Origin of the sequence: Sphingobacterium hotanense (assembly GCF_008274825.1) — a bacterium.
Lineage (GTDB): Bacteria > Bacteroidota > Bacteroidia > Sphingobacteriales > Sphingobacteriaceae > Sphingobacterium > Sphingobacterium hotanense.
The window spans coordinates 3984254-4004629 of record NZ_CP030848.1 but is presented as its reverse complement, the minus strand read 5'-3'; the positions used below and the strand labels follow the sequence as shown (position 1 = coordinate 4004629).

20 protein-coding genes are annotated in these 20376 nt (G+C 40.2%); 1 reads left to right on the top strand and 19 read right to left on the bottom strand.

The window, feature by feature from the left end:
• Positions 1 to 65 precede the first annotated feature (65 nt).
• Both DSM08_RS16915 and DSM08_RS16910 read right to left on the bottom strand, forming a co-directional pair.
• Positions 66 to 395, bottom strand: coding sequence for a DMT family transporter (locus DSM08_RS16915; protein WP_149527247.1), 330 nt, complete (start codon positions 393 to 395; stop codon positions 66 to 68).
• A gap of 24 nt (positions 396 to 419) precedes the next feature.
• Positions 420 to 1166 carry a UDP-2,3-diacylglucosamine diphosphatase gene (locus DSM08_RS16910; RefSeq protein WP_149527771.1) on the bottom strand — a complete coding sequence of 249 codons (747 nt, stop codon included), beginning with the start codon at positions 1164 to 1166 and terminating at the stop codon, positions 420 to 422.
• Between the two features lie 99 nt (positions 1167 to 1265).
• Between DSM08_RS16910 and DSM08_RS16905 the strand changes: the two genes are divergently transcribed.
• Complete coding sequence (locus DSM08_RS16905; RefSeq protein ID WP_149527246.1) at positions 1266 to 3413, top strand: prolyl oligopeptidase family serine peptidase; 2148 nt, start codon at positions 1266 to 1268, stop codon at positions 3411 to 3413.
• A 134-nt stretch (positions 3414 to 3547) separates the two neighbouring features.
• On the opposite strand, the gene DSM08_RS16900 is transcribed toward DSM08_RS16905, so the two are convergent.
• The 17 genes from DSM08_RS16900 to DSM08_RS16820 all read right to left on the bottom strand — a co-directional run bounded on the left by DSM08_RS16900 (position 3548) and on the right by DSM08_RS16820 (position 20308).
• On the bottom strand, positions 3548 to 4804 hold the full coding sequence (locus DSM08_RS16900) for a thioredoxin family protein (RefSeq protein WP_246172327.1): 1257 nt from the start codon (positions 4802 to 4804) through the stop codon (positions 3548 to 3550).
• 107 nt (positions 4805 to 4911) lie between these two features.
• The gene (locus DSM08_RS16895) at positions 4912 to 6093 is read right to left on the bottom strand and encodes a C1 family peptidase (RefSeq protein WP_149527244.1); all 1182 of its coding nucleotides are present in this window, start codon (positions 6091 to 6093) and stop codon (positions 4912 to 4914) included.
• A gap of 240 nt (positions 6094 to 6333) precedes the next feature.
• Positions 6334 to 7389, bottom strand: coding sequence for a TerC family protein (locus DSM08_RS16890; RefSeq protein WP_149527243.1), 1056 nt, complete (start codon positions 7387 to 7389; stop codon positions 6334 to 6336).
• 1 nt (position 7390) lies between these two features.
• A complete protein-coding gene (locus tag DSM08_RS16885; protein WP_149527242.1) occupies positions 7391 to 8365 on the bottom strand; it encodes a polyprenyl synthetase family protein in 975 nt (324 codons plus the stop codon).
• Positions 8366 to 8420: 55 nt separating this feature from the next.
• The gene (locus DSM08_RS16880; protein WP_149527241.1) at positions 8421 to 8987 is read right to left on the bottom strand and encodes a DUF3109 family protein; all 567 of its coding nucleotides are present in this window, start codon (positions 8985 to 8987) and stop codon (positions 8421 to 8423) included.
• A 2-nt stretch (positions 8988 to 8989) separates the two neighbouring features.
• Positions 8990 to 9781 (bottom strand): DUF3108 domain-containing protein, encoded by a 792-nt coding sequence (locus DSM08_RS16875; protein ID WP_149527240.1) that lies wholly within the window; start codon positions 9779 to 9781, stop codon positions 8990 to 8992.
• 30 nt (positions 9782 to 9811) lie between these two features.
• Positions 9812 to 10327 (bottom strand): DUF2480 family protein, encoded by a 516-nt coding sequence (locus DSM08_RS16870; protein WP_149527239.1) that lies wholly within the window; start codon positions 10325 to 10327, stop codon positions 9812 to 9814.
• Positions 10328 to 10391: 64 nt separating this feature from the next.
• Complete coding sequence (locus DSM08_RS16865; protein WP_149527238.1) at positions 10392 to 12494, bottom strand: peptidylprolyl isomerase; 2103 nt, start codon at positions 12492 to 12494, stop codon at positions 10392 to 10394.
• A 152-nt stretch (positions 12495 to 12646) separates the two neighbouring features.
• On the bottom strand, positions 12647 to 13264 hold the full coding sequence (gene lptC / locus DSM08_RS16860; RefSeq protein ID WP_149527237.1) for an LPS export ABC transporter periplasmic protein LptC: 618 nt from the start codon (positions 13262 to 13264) through the stop codon (positions 12647 to 12649).
• Between the two features lie 4 nt (positions 13265 to 13268).
• The gene (locus DSM08_RS16855; protein ID WP_187773898.1) at positions 13269 to 14615 is read right to left on the bottom strand and encodes a hypothetical protein; all 1347 of its coding nucleotides are present in this window, start codon (positions 14613 to 14615) and stop codon (positions 13269 to 13271) included.
• 165 nt (positions 14616 to 14780) lie between these two features.
• Positions 14781 to 15764, bottom strand: a complete 984-nt coding sequence (locus tag DSM08_RS16850) for a DUF6427 family protein (protein WP_149527235.1) — start codon at positions 15762 to 15764, stop codon at positions 14781 to 14783.
• Between the two features lie 11 nt (positions 15765 to 15775).
• Positions 15776 to 15982: a CcmD family protein gene (locus tag DSM08_RS16845; protein ID WP_149527234.1), complete on the bottom strand. Its 207-nt coding sequence runs from the start codon at positions 15980 to 15982 to the stop codon at positions 15776 to 15778.
• A 3-nt stretch (positions 15983 to 15985) separates the two neighbouring features.
• Positions 15986 to 16648 (bottom strand): cytochrome c biogenesis protein CcsA, encoded by a 663-nt coding sequence (gene ccsA / locus DSM08_RS16840; protein WP_149527233.1) that lies wholly within the window; start codon positions 16646 to 16648, stop codon positions 15986 to 15988.
• 13 nt (positions 16649 to 16661) lie between these two features.
• Positions 16662 to 17321 (bottom strand): heme exporter protein CcmB, encoded by a 660-nt coding sequence (locus tag DSM08_RS16835; protein ID WP_149527232.1) that lies wholly within the window; start codon positions 17319 to 17321, stop codon positions 16662 to 16664.
• A gap of 53 nt (positions 17322 to 17374) precedes the next feature.
• Positions 17375 to 17752, bottom strand: a complete 378-nt coding sequence (locus DSM08_RS16830; RefSeq protein WP_149527231.1) for a YtxH domain-containing protein — start codon at positions 17750 to 17752, stop codon at positions 17375 to 17377.
• Positions 17753 to 17853: 101 nt separating this feature from the next.
• On the bottom strand, positions 17854 to 19689 hold the full coding sequence (locus tag DSM08_RS16825) for an ABC transporter ATP-binding protein (protein ID WP_149527230.1): 1836 nt from the start codon (positions 19687 to 19689) through the stop codon (positions 17854 to 17856).
• A 58-nt stretch (positions 19690 to 19747) separates the two neighbouring features.
• Positions 19748 to 20308 carry a hypothetical protein gene (locus DSM08_RS16820; protein ID WP_149527229.1) on the bottom strand — a complete coding sequence of 187 codons (561 nt, stop codon included), beginning with the start codon at positions 20306 to 20308 and terminating at the stop codon, positions 19748 to 19750.
• Between the last annotated feature and the right edge of the window lie 68 nt (positions 20309 to 20376).

Sequence of the window (20376 nt, the reverse complement as noted above, 5' to 3'; positions counted from 1 at the left end):
TAATGCATTGATTAGGCGAACTAATCGACAAAAATAACTAAATTTTATCTTTTTTTTCTTCTTTTCTAGTGTGAAGAAACTGCTTTAAGTCCGACAATGGATGCAATTAATGTCACGATAAAGAATATGCGCCAAAATTCTGCAGGTTCCTTGAATATAAAAATACCCATTAAAACTGTTCCTACAGCACCAATGCCCGTCCAAACCGCATAAGCTGTACCCAACGGCAGGGTGCTGGTCGCTTTGATCAACAGACCCATGCTAATTGAAACAGAAACTAGAAAACCCAAGTACCATAACCATTTTTCCGATCCAACGGCGTCATTTGCTTTACCGATACAAAAGGTAAACATGACCTCAAACAGTCCACCAATGATAAGTAATATCCAATTCATTCTTATGCTATTAATTGTTGTGTGTTATTTCCAGGTTTTCAGCTGAAGCTCTTCTCCGTCCCAAACCGCATAGGTATAGAAGTTTATCCATTCACCCAAATTGATGATTCTAGTGCGGTCGGATAAGCTGATGTCATAAGGCAGATGGCGGTGGCCAAAGATGAGATAATCGTATTCTTTGGTCTTTAGCAGTTCTTTAGCATAGATAATGAGCCATTCCCGATCCTCGCCTAGAAATTGCTCATCCTCGTTATTAGCGATACGGCTATGTTTCGACCAGCGCTGAGCAATACCTATCCCGAGATTTGGGTGTAGGCGAGCAAATAGCCATTGGCAGAATGGACTACGGAAAAACTGCTTCAAAAATTTATATTTCTTGTCGCCTGGACCCAGGCCGTCCCCATGATGTATATAGAAGTTCTTACCATTATAAGTAACTTCCAGTTCGTCCGATATAATTTCCGCGCCCAGTTCATTCTTAAAATAATCAAACATCCACATATCGTGGTTGCCCTTAAAAAGCGTAATCTTTACGCCCAAGTCTGCTAGCTCGGCCAGTTTACCCAGAAAACGGATGTAACCTCGAGGCACGACCGTACGGTATTCAAACCAAAAATCAAAGATATCGCCTACTAAGTAAAGCTCCTTCGCATCCAGCTTGATAGCATCTAACCAGCGGATGATCGTTTGTTCTCGCGAAATATTTGCTTCTTTGGGATAGGAACCCAAATGAAAATCGGAAGCAAAATATATTTTATCGCGAGCGCTCATGAACGCCAAAACTACCATAATTAATATTTATTATCAAATAATGCTTTTTTGAACAGCCGATTATTTCATTAGTTTTGTTTTGAACTAATGCAAATAATTATGAAGAAAATCTTAGGTTATGGTATCCTTGTTTTCAGTATTACCGCTTGTCAACAGGAAAAAACCATTGATTCAAAAACTGATATTAGCGTGAAACCCTATCCAACAAGCCAAAAAGGAACCCAACAAGACAATTATTTCGGAACACTGGTCGACGACCCTTATCGCTGGTTAGAAGATGATCTCTCTGCAGACACCAAGAACTGGATCAAAGCAGAAAACGAAGTGACTGACGATTATCTGTCGCAGATTCCATATCGCGAACAGATTCGCAAGCGACTCGAAAATCTTTGGAACTATGAAAAGGAGGGAGCTCCATTTAAAGAAGGAGAATACATATACTACTATAAGAACAATGGATTGCAAAATCAACACGTGCTTTATAGAAAGAAAGGCGAGGATGGTACGGAAGAGGTATTCTTAGATCCGAACAAATTCTCTGATGACGGAACAACCTCCTTGGCCGGAGTAGACTTCAGCAAAGACGGATCTCTTGTGGCTTATCAGATTTCAGAAGGAGGGTCAGACTGGCGCAAGGTCATCATTCTGAAAGCGGAAGATAAATCTGTTGTCGGTGATACCCTAGTCGATGTCAAATTTACCGGACTTGCATGGAAGGGAAATGAGGGTATCTACTATAGCTCGTATGATAAACCTAAAGAAGGTTCAGCACTTTCTGCGATGACCGATCAACATAAGTTATATTTCCACAAGTTGAATACTCCTCAAAATACCGACGAACTTGTATTTGGCGGTCCGACAATGCCTAGACGTTACGTGGGAGGCTATTTAACCGAGGATGAGCGCTTCTTGGTTGTTACAGCGGCGAATACGACCTCTGGAAATGAGCTTTATGTCAAGGACTTAACAAATCCAACTGCTGCATTTGTTACGGTTGTAGATAATATGGAGAAAAACCATACAATCTTAGATAACGACGGATCCAAATTACTGATCTATACGGAACTCGATGCACCAAATGGTCGCGTCGTACAGACCGAAGTGGCAAATCCAACGCCGTCCACTTGGAAAAATCTGATTCCCGAAACTGAAAACGTATTGAGCGCTTCTCTTGCGGGCGATAAAATATTCGCAACTTATCTAAAGGACGCGATCTCTCAGGTCAAACAATTTGATAAAGCCGGTAAATTAGAACGTGAAATTGAACTTCCAGGCATTGGAACAGCTTCTGGCTTCGGCGGAAAGAAAACCGATAAGGAATTATATTATTCTTTCACCAATTATGTAAACCCGGGAACAATCTATAAGTATGATATCGCTTCTGGAAAATCGGAAGTGTACAAAAAACCAGCAATCAAGTTCGACTTAGCAAATTACGAATCTAAGCAAGTGTTTTACACGTCGAAAGATGGCACTAAAGTACCGATGATCATCACCTATAAAAAAGGAATTAAGCTTGACGGAACAAACCCGACCATGCTATACGCCTATGGTGGATTCAACATCAGCTTGACACCGTCCTTTAGCACCAGTACGCTAATTTTATTAGAGCAAGGCGGCGTTTATGCGGTAGCTAACTTACGTGGTGGTGGCGAGTATGGCGAAACATGGCATGTGGCAGGTACTAAACTGAATAAACAGAATGTATTCGACGACTTTATTGCCGCTGCTGAATATTTGATTGCCGAAAAATACACTTCCTCTGATCATTTAGCGATTGCAGGCGGATCCAATGGGGGGCTATTAGTGGGTGCATGTATGACCCAGCGTCCTGATCTTTATAAAGTAGCTTTCCCGGCGGTAGGCGTGTTGGATATGCTACGCTATCATAAATTTACTGCTGGTGCGGGTTGGGCATTTGACTATGGAACGGCTGATGATAGCGCAGAAATGTTCAATTACCTATACAAATACTCGCCATATCACGCATTGAAACCAAATACGGCATATCCTGCAACTATGGTAACTACGGCAGATCATGATGACCGTGTCGTGCCAGCACACTCTTTCAAATTTGCCGCGCGACTGCAAGAATACAATACCGGAAAAAATCCTGTCTTAATACGTATTGACACAAAAGCAGGTCACGGAGCAGGTAAATCAACTGAAATGGTAATTGCAGAACAAACAGATAAATGGGCTTTCATGTTCCAAAACATGAATCTCAAATACAAGGATATTAAATAAGTGAATCTAAAAATCTCTCTTGTTCCAATAAAGTGTTAATAGGAATTAAAGAGCTTGAAACACTTTTAGAAATAAAAAGAGGTGAACATTGCGTTCACCTCTTTTCATAATTGAATATATTAAATTTTCACATTCTAATTTATTAGGAGTTCCTCTTCTGTAACCCAAGTAGGTTCACCTTTTTTCATCTTCTCTAGTGTTAGCTGATAATCTGCTTTCGAATCAGCGTCAGCTTTTGCGATCGCTTTTTCTTGCCATTCAATAGCCTCTTTGGTTTTACCAGACTTATGCAATAGATTCGCATAGGTATCTAATAATGCTGGATCTTCATTGTTCTCGATAGACTTCTTGCTCCAGCTTAAAGCAGCTTCTACACAAGCAGGATCATCGCAATTCTCAAAAATTGACCACGCAAAACTATTTAGAGTAGAAGGGTCTACTTTACCATTTTCAGCGGCAATGTAGCTTTCTACTGCTTCTTTGAAAGCAGGGTAATTTTTCTTTTTCAAATAATACTGCGTTTTAAAGCCAGAGATGTGATCTTTAATGTTGATATCGCTGTATTTTTTCTCTACCTCTGCTAAAACTGATGCTAGATTATCTTCTTCCGAATTCCAAACAACAGGAGCGATCTCTGTATTAACTATGGCGTTCGCTAATATTGTAGCTACTTTTCCTGCTCCTAAGGCTGCATCAACTTTTTCTTTGTTCTCACGAACAATGCTGAATGCTTTTGATTGAGAGTTTGAAGCACTTTTTAATAGAAATGCCGCATTTTCTTTGGATAATAACTCGTCTGTGCTTGAATTTGCAATTACTGCGTCCTGTGCTTTCTTTTGAAGATTCTTGTCGTATGCTTTTTCTGCAGCTGCCGCTGTTGCCTTAGCAATCGCTACATCATTAGGATTCGCTTCGAATTTCTTAACAACAGTCACAAATTGCGTCTCAGGATTTAATCCTTCGCCTGCCTTTACGATAAAGTCGTCAGCTTCTGCGCCACCTACAATACGGTGAACTAATTCCCCATTAGGATCGAAAATCAAAAATGTAGGATACGCATTGATTGAATAATCTTTCGAAAAACGCTTCGCCTCTTCATACCATGACTTAACGTCTGCATTATCCTCCTTTGTCTGATCCATCTGGATTTTGAGGTTCACAAACTTCTCATTGAAGAATGTCCCTACTTTTTCCTGAGGGAAAACCTCACTCGCCATCCATTTACAAGGACCACACCAAGTCGTAAAAGCATCAACGAAGATATATTTATTCTCCGCCTTCGCTTTCTCCTTTACCTTAGCCCAAGTCGTATTGTGCTCAAAGTGAATCCCTTTTTCTTGTCCTATCGCCAGAAAAGGAATCGTAAATAATAATAATAGTAGCTTTTTCATAATCAACGTTTATACTAAAAATTTATAGTTAAGGTAAAGATAGTAATAAGAAATAAAAAAAGTCCTTGAGGAATCAAGGACTTTTGTATACTTATTGTTAAATTTAGTTAAATACCAAGCTGTTTTTGCATATTCTTAGTTAAAGCTTTCTTGTGTAGTAACAAAGAGATTGTTTTATAACGAACAAATTCTTTTGTAGCATACATATAGCCTTTATAGTCATTCGAAACGCCCCAAGAATTCTTAACGATGTAGTATTCCTTACCTGTTTGATCTTTAACCAATCCTACGATGTGCATTCCATGATCATCTGTTGTTGTATAATTGTCAAATGCTTCTTGACGTTGGGCAGCAGTAATGGAAGCCTCCGGTTTCGGGCCATTGAATAAATTGTCAACTTCTTCTTTACTCATTTGTTCAATTGGTTTCTCAGGAACAAAAGCAACTCCATTTTTCCAGCTGAAGCTCTTCTCAGATACGTCAGTAGCCCAGGCAACGGTATATCCGTTCTCCAATGCATTGTCAATGATGTCTGTTAAATCATTGATCTTTACATTATAGAAGCTCTCGAAAGACCAGTTGTCAGGAATCAACAATACAAATGGTTTGTAGTATGCATGCTCATCAAATGAAGAAATACCAACATAATCATCCGGGTTGATGCCGATAACCTGATCAGCGAATGTTCTCGGAGTATAGGTTTTACCATTATATTGGAATGATTCAGGAACTTCACCTAGGTAAGAGTCCATAGCAGCTGTGAATGCTTTCAACCAATCTTTACTTGGTTTTTTGCTCTTTGCTACATTCTCTGTAATGCCTTGCAATAAGGGCCCCATCTCGCCGAAGTTATTGCGCGTCTGGCCATCAGGTAAACCTGTATAGGCTTCACGAGGAACAGCACCATATTTTCTGAAGATAGTCAATACATCATGTAATTGACCGCCATCACCCTGCGCCTGCTCGCCATGTAGGCGTACAAAGTTCTTCGCCTTTTCAATATACGTGTTACGGGCAGTAAAAATTTGAGAGATCTCAACAGGTTGTTTGCCCATGCGAATCATCTCCGATTCAAGAAATGAGTTCCCTGAGTAGGACCAACATGTACCCGATGAACCCTGATCTTTAATCGAGGTATTACCGAGGTTAATGACTTCCGTAAATTTGAAACCTTCTTTGCTATTATCACTAGCATTCCCTTTTAGGGCATTGATTAAGTTATCTTGAGCTTGTGTTTGTGTCACGGCAAACAACGCTGCCGCAAATAATATAGATTTGCTCCAATTCATTTGTATGTGATTTTTATTAAAGTTCACGAATATATAAAATAGTAAAGATTGTGCTTAATCAAATGTGTAAAATTATTAGCACAATGAGTGGGTACTTTTATTAGAAAGCAAATCAGAATAGCAGTACAAAGAAACTTTCATGTTTCCATTGGAACACCAAGAGGCATGAAAGTTCTTAATAGCCTTAGAAAACAGACACTTTCAGAAAAAAAAACGCCCTCTGGATAGAGGGCGTTGCTATTATGAATTTTCAAATTCTTTTTTCTTAGGGAACATCAGCGAGGCGATGACGCTCAATGCTAAAATTCCGATGATGACGATCAAGGAATGGGTAGTGGTAAATCCCCAATCTTTTAACCAACCATGAAGCAACATCTTCAAACCAATGAAAATAAGCAGGAAGGCTAAGCCCACTTTTAAGTAGTGGAACTTGTGAATAATATTGATCAATAAGAAGAACATCGAACGTAGTCCAAGAATCGCAAAGATATTCGAGAAGAATACAATGTATGGATCCTTAGTTACCGAGAAGATCGCTGGGATGGAATCCACCGCAAAGATTAAATCAGTAAACTCGATAACCAATAAAACCAAGAACAATGGCGTCATGTATTTTACACCGTTCTCCACGTGGAAGAAGTTGCCTTGATCTAACTTATGCGTTACTTTGAAATGCTTCGAAGCAAATTTCACCACCGGGTGGTTTTCTGGATCGACTTCTTCTTCCTTGTTTCTATTGATGTACATGTTGAAACCAGTGTACACTAAGAATGCACCGAAGACATACAATATCCAACCAAACTTAGTGATCAATGCCGCACCTACGAAGATGAAAATACAACGCATGATAATAGCACCTAGGATACCCCATACTAACACTTTATGGTAATACTTCTCCGGAATTCCGAAAGAGCTGAACAACAACACCATAACGAAGATATTATCAACGGATAACGCATACTCAACGACGTAACCTGTCAGGTACTCTAATGTCAAGTTCTTATTGTAAAGCTGCAAACTCGCAGCTAAGTCATTTTCATTGATTTTAATGTTATGAAAATGTTTCGCGACTATTTCCTTTAGTCGGACCATATCATGAACATTATGGAGCTCATTACCCCATTTATAAAGCAATAACCCAAAAAGCAAAGCAAATGCTACCCAAATAGCACTCATAATGGCTGCCACTTTCAAGGATACTGGTTTGTCGCTCTTGGAAAACAGTCCTAAATCTATCGCTAACATCAGAATTATAAAAACTATAAATCCGATCATAAATAATGCTTCGTGGCTCATCTTATTTTTTTCTTTCTGTGGTAAATCTTACTAATTGTTCCAATCCTGTTTTATATTCGCCCCCATTAGGGATTGTCGCTAGTATGTCGAACGCTTCCTGCTGATACTGCAACATACGCTCAGTCGCGTATTCCAGTCCTCCATTTGTTTTTACAAATTCAATGACTTCCGCAACTTTTTCGGATTCCTCATTGTGGTTCTTCACCAAATTAATGATCTTTCTTCTTTCTGATTTAGCAACGGTATTCAGCGCATAAATCAAAGGAAGTGTCATCTTCTTCTCTTTAATATCGTTGCCAACAGGTTTGCCCACATCATCAAGACCAAAATCGAATAAATCATCCTTGATCTGAAACGCGATACCTACCTTCTCGCCAAACAAACGCAATTTCTCAACGGTGTCCTCATCTGCCCCTGCCGAAGATGCGCCACAGGCACAACAAGAAGCAATTAAAGAAGCCGTTTTCTTACGGATGATCTCATAATAAATAGACTCCTCAATGTCCAAATGCCTCGCTTTCTCTATTTGCAACAATTCGCCTTCGCTCATATGCTCAACTGCTTCCGACACGATACGCAAAAGCTCAAATTCCTTATGCTTGACCGAGAGCAGCAGACCCTTTGATAACAAAAAGTCGCCAACTAAAACAGCAACTTTGTTTTTCCATAAAGCGTTGATTGAAAAGAAACCCCGGCGTTCGTTCGAATTATCCACAACATCATCATGAACTAACGATGCCGTATGCAACAACTCTACTAATGAAGCCCCATGATAGGTAGATTCGGTTATCCCTCCGCAAACACCTGCTGAAAAGAAAACAAACATCGGACGCATCTGTTTCCCTTTTTGTTTAATTAGGTAGCCCGTAATACGGTCTAGTAATGGTGCCGAACTTTGCATCGACGCTTTGAATGTTTTTTCAAAGCGTTTCAGGTGTTCTTTTATAGGAAGTTGTATTTCGTCTAATGTTAACATGAAAATGGTTTAATACCATCAGTATTCACTGAAATTGACCATAAAAATAATAAAATTATGGTTGAGAAGCTAACGTATTTTCAAGCTCTTTGTACCATTCTTCGCCATATTCTCGAATCAAAGGATCTTTCAAGAATTTATACACCGGAATTTTAAGTTCCTGACCAAAAGTACAGGCATCTTTGCAGATATACCAACGGTCATAATGTAGTACATCAAATTCAGGGTAATGGGTGGCGCGGATAGGGTAAAGGTGGCAGGAAATAGGTTTCTTCCAACTGACCTCGCCCATTTCATAAGCCTTCTCAATGGCACATTTGGTGATGCCATTCTCCCAAGTCACATAAGCACACTCCTTATTGCCGTCAACGCAAGTGGTCGTTAGATCATCATCAGCGTCAATTACATGGGTGCCTTGTTCCTCGATAGCTTGTATTCCTTTTTCAGTGAGGTAGGGCTTAACAATAGGGTAGATGTCTGCTAATATCTTGGTCTCCGCCTCCGTCAATGGTGCGCCAGCATCGCCTTCAATACAACAAACCCCTTTACATTTGCTCAGGTTGCAAACAAAATCATTGTTCACGATATCCTCGTGAACAAGCACATTACCTACTTCTATCATTTCTACTTTGAATAACTTACTCGTTTTCCCAACGGATATTTTAAGCCATCAGCGCTAACCAATTCCATCGTCACAGAGCCAATAAGGATATCGACCTGTGCTTTAACAGGAATCCGGTTGCCATCGTTGGTGACCCAAAGATACAAACGACTATTCTTTTTAAAAATTCTTCCCGGACTTATTTCCGGACTTAGCTTGATACATTCCAATTCGCCAAGCACAGATTTTACCTTCTCGATCCCTACATATTCAACACCCAACTGCGCAACTTCATCGTTCAAGAAATAAGTAATCTTAAACTTATCACCCTTGCTTAAACTCGAAAAATCAAGATTGCGCGAGAAATAATAAGCAGAAACTAAGTCAAACGTCTGCGAAGTAGGGCTGCTAAAAGTCCCCTTCTTCCCGCTGACCTTCCGGGTCTTATGATCGAAAGTAGCATACTCTACCCGACGATAATTGTTCTCCCGAATATTCTCTGTGTAGAGAATGGGTAAGTAGTTATCTTTATTGATATAAGAATCATATTGATTCTTCACGGTATAAAACGCCGAGAAAGCACCAGAGGTCTGGCCGAAAGCGTGTAAGTGTATAGGATCTTCCATACCAAAACTATGCTTTGATTTCTGTACCGACAGTGTACCTGTCGCTGCAGACATAATGCCGTATTTTAATTTATATTTCAGTACCTCGCCAGCTTGAAAAGTAGGGCTTGTTAAATGAGGCAACGTTTGTGCAATGGTCGCAGTTCCTAAACTAATAAACAGGGCTAGTAGCGTAAAAATTCTTTTCATACAAATATGACGACGTAAAATATCAATAGTTTAAGATTTCCGCTTGAACACCGGCACAGTCGAGCAAGGCTCACCGTACATAATGCTCTTCGCGCGCGTGCTTAACGCAGCAGTGAAGGTCACAAAGGCACTCTCCGGAATTGCAATATCGCCACATCCTTTAACGACAATACGTTGATCCTGATATTGCTCGAAATCAATACCCGACAAAGACTTCTCAAACAAAGCCCCGCGAACCGTCTCCTCATCTCCAAAATGTACAGAAACCGCATGCTCCATCATCTTCGTGGTCAGTAACATATATGCCCAAGTCGGCACAATTGCATCGGTGGAGCAGATAATGCCCACATGTTGTCCAGCATATTGCGACCAGTCATGTCCTTTGATAAATTCTCTAAAATCCTTCTCCTTCAAAATCAATCCATGGAAAAGGTTATCCTTGATGTCATAGATAACAATAGGCTCCTTTGGCGCGTAATTCGCCAAATCAACTGTAATCAAACCACTCTGTGCTACCTTATTGACAATGTTCTCTTGAATATCCATTTCTTAAAAATAAAAAAAGCTGGATAACATATTGCTATCCAGCTACAAATTTAACTATTCTATGTTAATAGAATTTAATACGATTGTCAACAATCTTAGCATTGTCTTGTAAAGCTTTGAAAATTACGCTCCATGAACGTTGCGCTTTCGCCGCTGTAATTTGCTTTTGTTGAGCCGCTAATTCTTCCGCTGCAATAGCTTTTGGATTTACGAAGCCATTCACCTGAACAGCATAAACTCCTTGTTTACCTTCGATAGCTTTCGATGGCTTGTTAGGTTGCAATCCGAAAACTGTACCTACCACAGCGTTTTCTACTGCTACGCCAGGAATAACCGGATTCGCTAATACGATATTTTCTACAGTTAATGCATTCTTGCCTAATTTCTGTGCAACCTGATCAATAGAGCTAGCTCCATTTAATGCATTGTTCACTTTTTCTTTCAGCATTCTAGCTTTAACTAAGTTTTTTACAACTGGCTCAATCAAAGTCTTAACAGATTCTAATGATTGTTGCCCTTTGGACTGCACCCCAGTAACGCGAGCTACGATAAAGTCAGTTTCCGTCTCATAGATTTTATCTGATACATCACCAACTTTCGCTTCGTATGCCCAACGTACTAATTCACGTGGAACCTCAACAGCACCTAACATATTGTCCATCGCTAAAGTGCGCTCATTAGTTTGTGGAGCTACATTCTGTTGCTTCGCGATGTCGGCAAAGTTATCTTTATTCACTGCAGTAAAGAACGTATTCGCTTTTGCATAAGCAGCATCCGTTGTCTCTTTACCTGCAACAATAGCTTTATCAACAATCGCTAACTTAGCAATCTTAGAATTCCCTACTTGTTTCTCAATTTTTAATACGTGAACTCCATAGTTTGAATTCACAACAACGACATCGCCGGCTTTACCACTGAACGCAGCTTCCTCAAATTCAGGAATCATACGTCCACGAGTGAATGTGCCTAGCTCACCACCATTGTTTTTGCTTCCCGGATCAACACTGAATTCAACCGCTAATGCAGCCATATTGCCACCATTTACAATTAAATTTTTGATCGAGTCCGCTTTCTTTAATGCCTTGTCAACACCACCTTCAGTAGCTGGGTTCAACAGGATATGGCTCGCAGTAACTGAATCAGGACTGAATTTTGTGTCAATTACCTTCGCAATTTCGTAAACTCCCTGACTCAAGAATGGGCCAACCGTAGTACCGGCAGCAGCATTGAATACGGTGGAATCTAATGCTGGGCTCACCTGGCCTTTGCTATAATATTTTACCGGGTATTTGTTGTCAGAATTTAAAGAAACAAATGATGAATCGCTTGTCGATGCTTGTAATTCAGTTTTTAGTTTCTGAACATTTGCTAATACAGTTGCTGAATCCGCTGCATTTGGGCTAGCATTGAACAATACATACTCAATCGATCTTGTCTCTTCCGCGTTCTTGAACGCATTTTTATTTTTGTCGTAATATTCTTTATAATCTGCATCTGTCAATTTGATCTCCGCATCGTTTACTGAAGCGTAATCTAACATCACATATTTAAAGTTTGCTAATTTATTACGAGAGTTGTAGTCGTATTCCGCTTCTAAAGAAGTCGTGTAGATACTGTTGTTTACAAGGTTCGAATATTTCTCATTCAAACGCTCGTTTTTGATCGACTCAAGCAATGCATTCCATTGTTGGCTAACCTCAGGGTTGGTCTTCGCTTGCTCGATTACCGAGTTGATATAAGCAACATCAACTTTTCCAGTCTCTGGATTTGCAAATTGTTGCAAAATTTGTTGAGATGGGTTGTTTCCAAAAATTAAGCTATTTAATTCCGCCTTGCCGACTTCAATACCAATTTTTTCAATCTCTTGTTTCAACAACTCCTGTGAAATAAATTGATTCCATACTTGTTGAACAGCAAACCCACGCATTTGCGGAGTTACGCTTCCGCCCATTTGTTGTTGATACATCGCATTAGCTTGGTCAACCTGTAGGTTAAACGCATTATAATCAACACCTTCACCATTAACACTACCAACTTCAGATTGACTGCTACGCCAAAATGGAGTACCCATGTTGATGATATCCCCTAGTAAGAACGCAACGATTGCTAAACCGATCACGAAAATGACTAAGCCCGCTCGGTTTCGCAAATAGCTCATTAATCCCATAACTGTATTCTAAATTTTATTAAATGCTTAATTTTTTGATTAATCCTGTTTTTCTAAAACAAGGCGCAAGATACAATTTTTATGAAAAAAATTGTAATAATTTATTAAACCGCTCGTTCTAATTTTTCTGTACCCAATTGCTTCAAAACCTGCTAGTTCCCAAACCCTGGAAACTGTTGGTTCGAGTTCATGTAATAAAGACCGGTCGAGCCCTGAAACTCTACGTTGTTGAAATTCGCATCCGAAGTAAATGAGGTGCCCCGCATATGACCACGGCCATCCGTGAATTCGATGCTGATCGGAAGCGTATTGTAGTATTTCGCGTTCTTCTCATCATAGTAAAGCTCCTCAGTCTTAACTATAGAGCCATTTTCCATTGTTAAAACCACGTTGTTGCGAAATTCAATCAAACCGCTTTCCGCATATTGCTTCGCATAGTTTGAGGTGATGCGTTGATTTTCTTTCGCAAACTCGTCAAAGAAAATAATCTTAACCCCTTTTTTGAATTCATAATCCCCTTGGTTCCGCCCGGTAGTATCATGATAAACACGCATCTCTGGTGCCGTAAGCTCGGCCTTCACACGCGCAGAGTCGCTATAGATAACCGTTACATGCTTAGAGATATCCACGGCTTCCTCTTTCTTCATGTTGGCCATGCGGTCGATATCTTTCATGTCATTTTCGCACGCAAATGACAAGATTGCCCCTAGCAATACAATTGTTAGGGGCAAAATCCGTAATTTCTTTATGTTAATGCAAGATGTATGCATAATGTTAATCGTAACTTCTTCTTAGGAACCAAGCATCGTTGATCGTGAATCCTAAGTTAATATTGATATATCGTTCGCGAATAAGGTTATGTTGCAGGGTACCATGCTGACCAAACTCGGCAGAAATATTCACACTTGAGAAAGTACGCCCAAAGTTAGTTTCAGATAATGGTAAACCAAGTCCAACAGTAACTGCCATATCTGTTAAACGATTATTGTCGATCGAGATATGACTCTTGTTATAACGGAATCCTAAACGGTAATCGATGACATTCCAGTATTTTAAAGACGTCGCATCAGGTTTGAACTGACCACCAACAGCAACTCCAATGTTCTTTCCTAATTTTTGCTCACCTTCGCGGGTTTGGAAATCAGACCAGTCGGCATATTTAAAATCGGCACCAACCATCCAATTCACCCCTTTGGATAGCGTGAAACCAACGTTATGTTTCATCGGTAAGTTGATCTTTCTATCGGTAATCACATTGATTGCCGATGTATCAATAGCAACTTGATCGCCATAGTCAGAGCTTTGATCTGTCTGTGTCAAAGTTACCATGCGAGTCGTTCTATTGTTGATCTGATTATTCAATGAACCCGAATAACCAATTGTGAAATTCATCTTATTGCCTAAAGCTTTGAAATATTGAGCACCATAGTCGATCGAAGCCCCGCGGATACGACGCGTATCCGTTTGCACGGTATTATAATAGTCTGCCCCATATGGGAACTCAATCATTGCCTTATCGTATAAATTTCCAAAAAGGAAACCTACATTCGCACCAATACTTAAGCCTTTGATAGGAGAAACACCATAACCAAAATAAGCTTTGTTTACACCGCCCTCACCGACAAGACTCGATTTATAATTTACATTCTCGAACTGACGAATGGCCGATGAATTATAGCCAACATCTGAGAATGGCATTAAACCGAAGGATATACCGCCAACTTTTGCCAGAGGGATACCGATTGTAATGTGGCTAAATGCAAAGTCAGCCGTATTATCTTTGGCGCCGTTTTTTTCTAATTGCGTCATATTTCCATAAAGGCCAGCGTCCAAGATGGTACGTGTGAATGCTGAATAACTCGCTGGATTGGCAATGTTTAAGCTTGGAAGACCTCCAACGTAACGTACACCGGTAGAAAGACCACCCATAGCGCGCGTTTGTGGTAATAGGTCCTCACGCATCTGACCAAGACCAAATTGTGAATATGGTGAATGGGACGTGGATGACTGTGCTGAACTTTGCAAACTACACAACAGGAGTGAACTTACGCCCAATATGCTTAGTAGTCGCGAATATGAAAAAAGTGGCTTAAAATGTTTCAACATATTTATTTGATTCATCGATTTGAAGAACACATTTCCGATCTTTTAATGGACCAAAACGATGAGGTTAATTCTTCTGTAATGGCTGTATTCTCTTGAATTTTCGCTACAAAACTATCTATTTTTTAAATATGACGTCAATTTTAGTTGTTAAAAAAGGTTAAACAACTAAATGTCAGTGTCTTAGAAAAACTGAAAATAAAGAATCGTTAATAAGATTACAGCATACAGTGATTCATAGAACCATCTCGTCTTCGCATGTGTAAAAAAGTATGCTAGATAGATGGATAATGGTGGAACACAAAGCAAAAAATGATTCACTGAGCGTTCCTGGTTTAAATAAAACGACCCAAATATTAAAAGGATCATGAAAAACAACAATTGGAAACTTTTACGTACCTGAACAACACTTTTGAAAAAGTTGTCCTTCAGAATAAACAAGAAGCCAATTAATGATAAAACGATGGGGATGAGTACGAAATAATCATAAACATCCATCCCTAAGCGTGTCGGAAATGGATAGGTGAAGGGAATAAAGATCTGAAAGAACTCATCCATGCGCTCCAACCAATAATATGCGACCGCTAGAAGAAAATATACCAAGATGACGCCCATTAGCGGAGTAATCCACTCGCGCCAGGAAAAAGGGCGGAAAATAACCAAACTGATCCAAATCAGAAGGAGCATCACGATGAACGGAAAATAAATGATACTACCGAGGGCAACGAGCAGACCGAGGTCAAACATGATACCCTTAACATCGCCTTGCTTATAGATGTTGAAAAGCTTATACAACATCCAGATCGTAATGAAGTTACAGATTAAGGTTGGTGAAAGTACCAAAAAAGGGATGAAGAGACTCACCAAGGTCATGAACATCAAGGCGGTCAAGAAGTTTGGCTTACCCAACAAATTAAAGTGGTTGACCACTCTATTGAGATTAAACGCCTGCAATATGGTCAGAATCAAGGTGATAATCACATTGATTTGCGGCGATAGATTCTGTCCGACTTCCACGCCGATCAAATTGGCAATTGCTGGCTCAAATAAAACCGGCGTCAAGCGATCGGGCAAATGCAGATAAACCCCTAAACATAGCACAGTACCAACGAGGGATACTAAAAATATATTTAGACCCGATAGCGTCCTATGTTGGTTGATCAGCATTGACAGTGTGCCTACTTATCTTTTTCTAACTTGCTGACCTTACGGTCTAATATAAATAGGTAGACAGCAACAGCTGCGAAAATCACTAACATCACCAATACAACCACATAGATTTTTCCTTCCGAGCGAAGCGTGTCGGCCATCTCTACTTTATTTTGAGCAAAAATGGAAGAAATACCCGCAAAAAGGGCCATCACAAATAGGATAAACTTTTTCATGTATTAAAACGAATTCTTTTTGTCTTCAATAATGCGTACTCTGTAGCGTAGGGTGGTAATCCATACACCTATCAGAATCCAACCAATAACAGCGGTATAGAACACCGGACGCATATAGCTATCCATATCTAAATCGCCAAAGGTGGAATTACCGCCACTTCCAGGGTGTAAGGAGTCGGTAAGCTTCGGTAAAATATAAATCAATACAAACATAATTGGAAATGCAAAAATGTTGTAAATCGCAGAAATCTTAGCACGTTTTTGTTCTTCTTCTAAGGCATTGCGCAATACCAAATAGGCAAGGTACATCAATGTAGCAATAGCAGAACCGTTCAGTTTCGGATCATTCGGCCAAGGCGCCCCCCAAGTAATATTCGCCCATAACATACCCGTTAATAAACCGCAAGTGCAAAACAAAATCCCCGTATTTACCGCTTCGACAGCAAGGAAATCGTATTCACGCTTCCCACTGTTCAAATATTTAATACTATAGATTACGGATATCAGATACAAGGAAATCATCGTAAACCACATCGGTACGTGGAAATAGACATTTCGGATAGTCTCATTAAGGATAGGGAGAACAGGGACAGGACCCAAGAGTCCGCCAACAATAGCGGCTGCTATCATAAAAACGGCCAGGATTTTCCACCAACTTTGTCTCATAGCTATATAAAAATCAATCTCGCCAAAGGTAAGGAAATAACAGCAAAGAAACGGCAATAGTCACTATATTAATTGCTAGCAGAACCCCTATATCCTTCCAGCTGGCGTCGAACGTTCCCCCGATAACACCCTGTTGGGAAAGGTTGATCAAGACGATCAATAAGGGGATAATCACCGGGAAACTCAAGATCGCCATAATCGTACTGTTATTGCCCGCTTTTGCGCTGATACCGGCAACCATCGTGAAAACTGTAGCAAAACTGATGCTACCTAAGAAGATGCTCAACATATAAATGCCCCAATGTCCAACCTCATTCGAAAAAATAAGATTGTAAACGATAAAAGCAATGCTGGATAGTAAGACCATCACGAGGGTATTGTAGATGATCTTCGCAAGTATGATAGCCTTCGGGCTGACGATGCTATAATAGTATAATTGTCGAGGGCCAGTTTCCTGAAGAAAACTGCGGCTCATGGCATTGATGGCCGCAAAAAGGAGAATAATCCAGAACAAGGTGTTCCAAATAGGAGAATCCACGGATTTGAATGATTGATAACATACAAAAACCGTGGATACTACATAAAGTAAGATGCTATTGATTGCGTATTTTGAACGCCATTCTAATAAGACATCTTTATATATTAAGGTCTTGACTTGTGTAAACAGATTCATTGTGTACAAAGATACAAATCAATCTGTTGAGGCAAGACTGTGCGCCGATTTAATTAAGCGTTTCTAATATCTGATTTTGCCTTATCAGCAACATCTTCCGCTTTATTCGCTAATCCGTGCGCCGCATCTGATGCTTTGCTCGCCCACTCATTAGCCTTCGACGATGCTTTGTCTAATGCGCTCTTTCCTGCGTCTTTAGCACGTTCTTTCAACCCTTCTAAATCTTCTTTTGCTGATTTCGCAAACTTCTGAGCACGCTTAGCTTCTTTCTTCGACAGATCTTTGATCGATTTCGTTAAACTCTTAATTCCGTCGTTTGCACGATCTAATTGTTTTTTGCCGTCTTCTGTTCCTAGTAAATAGTAAGCTGCAGTACCAACTGCTAATCCTAATAGGGCAAATGCCACTAGTCCGTTTCTATTTTTTTCCATGATTATATCAATTAATATCCTATTTAATAAATAAATGTATCGATTATAGACATAACAAGCAAAAAGCCAAAATGTTTAGCCTTTTTGGAAATTAACAAAAATTAACTTTCTACCGATTGTAAGGATTGTAGATTGTATAAATGATGATAAAGACCACAGCCTCTACCCATTAGCTCGACGTGTGTTCCCGAGTCGGAGATGATGCCGTCTTCTACAACGATAATCATATCCGCATCGCGAATGGTCGAAAGTCTATGTGCTATAATAACCGAGGTGCGGTTTTTCATTAGTTCTTCTAATGCAAGTTGTACAAGCCGCTCAGATTCAGAGTCTAGCGATGATGTAGCCTCGTCTAATATCAAGATAGCAGGGTCTTTTAACAAGGCTCTGGCGATGGCGATTCGTTGCCTTTGACCGCCCGAAAGTTTAACGCCGCGTTCTCCGACAACAGTATCATAACCCTCCGGAAAGTCCATGATAAACTGATGCGCATTGGCGCGCTGTGCTGCAGCAATGATATCATCGCCGTCCGCATGTAGATTACCATAGCTTATATTTTCGCGAATCGTTCCGCCAAATAAAAGTACATCTTGTGGAACTATAGCTACTTGATTACGGACATCCGTCAATGCTAACTTGTTCGATGGAATACCGTCGTAGTAAATTGTCCCGCCTTTCGGTTGATAGAATTGTAAGATTAAAGAGGCAATGGTCGATTTTCCGGTACCACTAGGTCCAACAATCGCCAACTTCTTGCCCGATTTCACGTGGAATGATATATCCTTCAATATCTCAATATCGGGACGAGTAGGGTATGCGAAACTTACTTGATCGAAAACAATGTCGCCCGTAATGACCTGTTTGATGTCCTTGTCGCTCTCGTCTACCTGTATGTCCTCTTGCTTTTCGTTTAAGATTTCCAATACACGTTCGCTAGCTCCCAATGATCGCTGTATGCTCGCATACAGCTCAGGGAATGACCCCATAGAACCGGCAACAAACATGGAATAAAGAATATAGGTCGTTAGATCACCAACGGATATCTCTTGAGAAGAAACTAAGGAAGCCCCATACCAGATAACCAGGATGACGGCGCCGAAAATACAGAAGATGATGAACGAGGCAAAGAGACCACGGAACGTTGCGCCGCGAATCGCTAATCCAACAGCTTTGTTGAGTTTATGCCCATAGCGCTGTGATTCAAAATATTCGTTGACAAAAGCTTTAACATTGGATATGCCCAAGAGTGTTTCTTGCACGATGGCATTCGAATCCGCTAACTCATCCTGCGATTCTTTCGACAGCTTACGGATAAATCGGCCAAAGATTAGCGCAGCCACAATAATGATAGGCAATATACTAAGATTCATTAATGCGAGTTTCGGAGATACTAAAACCAAAAGCACCACACCAAAACCTAAACTGATTGCTTGACGAAGGATTTCCGCTAAGGTAGTGGTCATCGTGTCTTGTATCTGCGAAAGATCAGACGACAGACGACTGTTCAATTCCCCGACACGTCGGTTGGCAAAAAAGTCGATCGGAAGTGTTATTAGTTTATGGTAGGTATCCTTCCGGATATTGGCTAATGCTTTTTCCGCGATCTCAACAAATAAACGGATGCGAAAGAAGGACATAAGGGATTGAAAGGCAAGAATCCCCATCGCAACGGACCCGATGTACATCACGCTTGCCGGCAACCAAGGATAGGTTTGTCTGCCCTGAGCTGCATCAATCATAGCACCCAACAGAGCCGGGAAAGTAAGCATGGTTAAACTCGAGAGAATCAAAAATACCATACCTATCAAAAACTTCCATTTGAAAGGCTTTATATAAGAAAAAATCTTGATCGCTTTTTTGAGAATTTCTTTACTTAGCTTCGGCTTGGGTAAATCCTCCGAACGCGAGTCTCCACTATTCAATCTCGGTCTGGCCATGAATATTTAAAAATTACTATAGTGGCAAAAGTACTTATATAAATAGGTCTTCTTATCACTATTCCGTCAATTTTTCGCCTTTTCCCTTTTTATACTGTGAAAATAATAAAATACTTAGGACGACAACCGCCAGAATGGCGAAATATAGTAGGGTAGTGTTGCTTGTATCACTTTTTTGCTCACTATTCAATTCTTCCCGAAGCTTCTCATTCTCATCTTGAAGTTTCGTGATTGTCTTCATATAGGCCGAAACTTGATTGTCATATTGGGAAGCCAATTGCTGATAACGCTCTGCCTGCGCATCTTTTAAATCCAGCAACTTTCGCGTCTCGATAAAGATATTATTGTCGTTCAATACCAAAGCACGAAGGATATCAATAGATTTCTGCATATCGCCCTTCGTTTTGAACAAGCCAAAAACGCCTGTTTTTTTCTCCAGAGAGGCGGAATATTCGCCAAACTTCGCTGTACGCTCATCCAACAGCTTGTTGACCCGTTGTCGCTGGGACTCGTAGGACAGGGAGTCTGCTTTTTGAAGCGTTGAGTCTTGTGCGGCAAAACTAAATGAACAGGTAAATAGGTAGGCTAGAACGTAAATAAATATGTGTGTTAATTTCATGAAGCTTAGTTTAATGAGTTAAAACGCCGATTAGAGCCTTTTGGTATAAAGTAAGCTATTTTCCTATC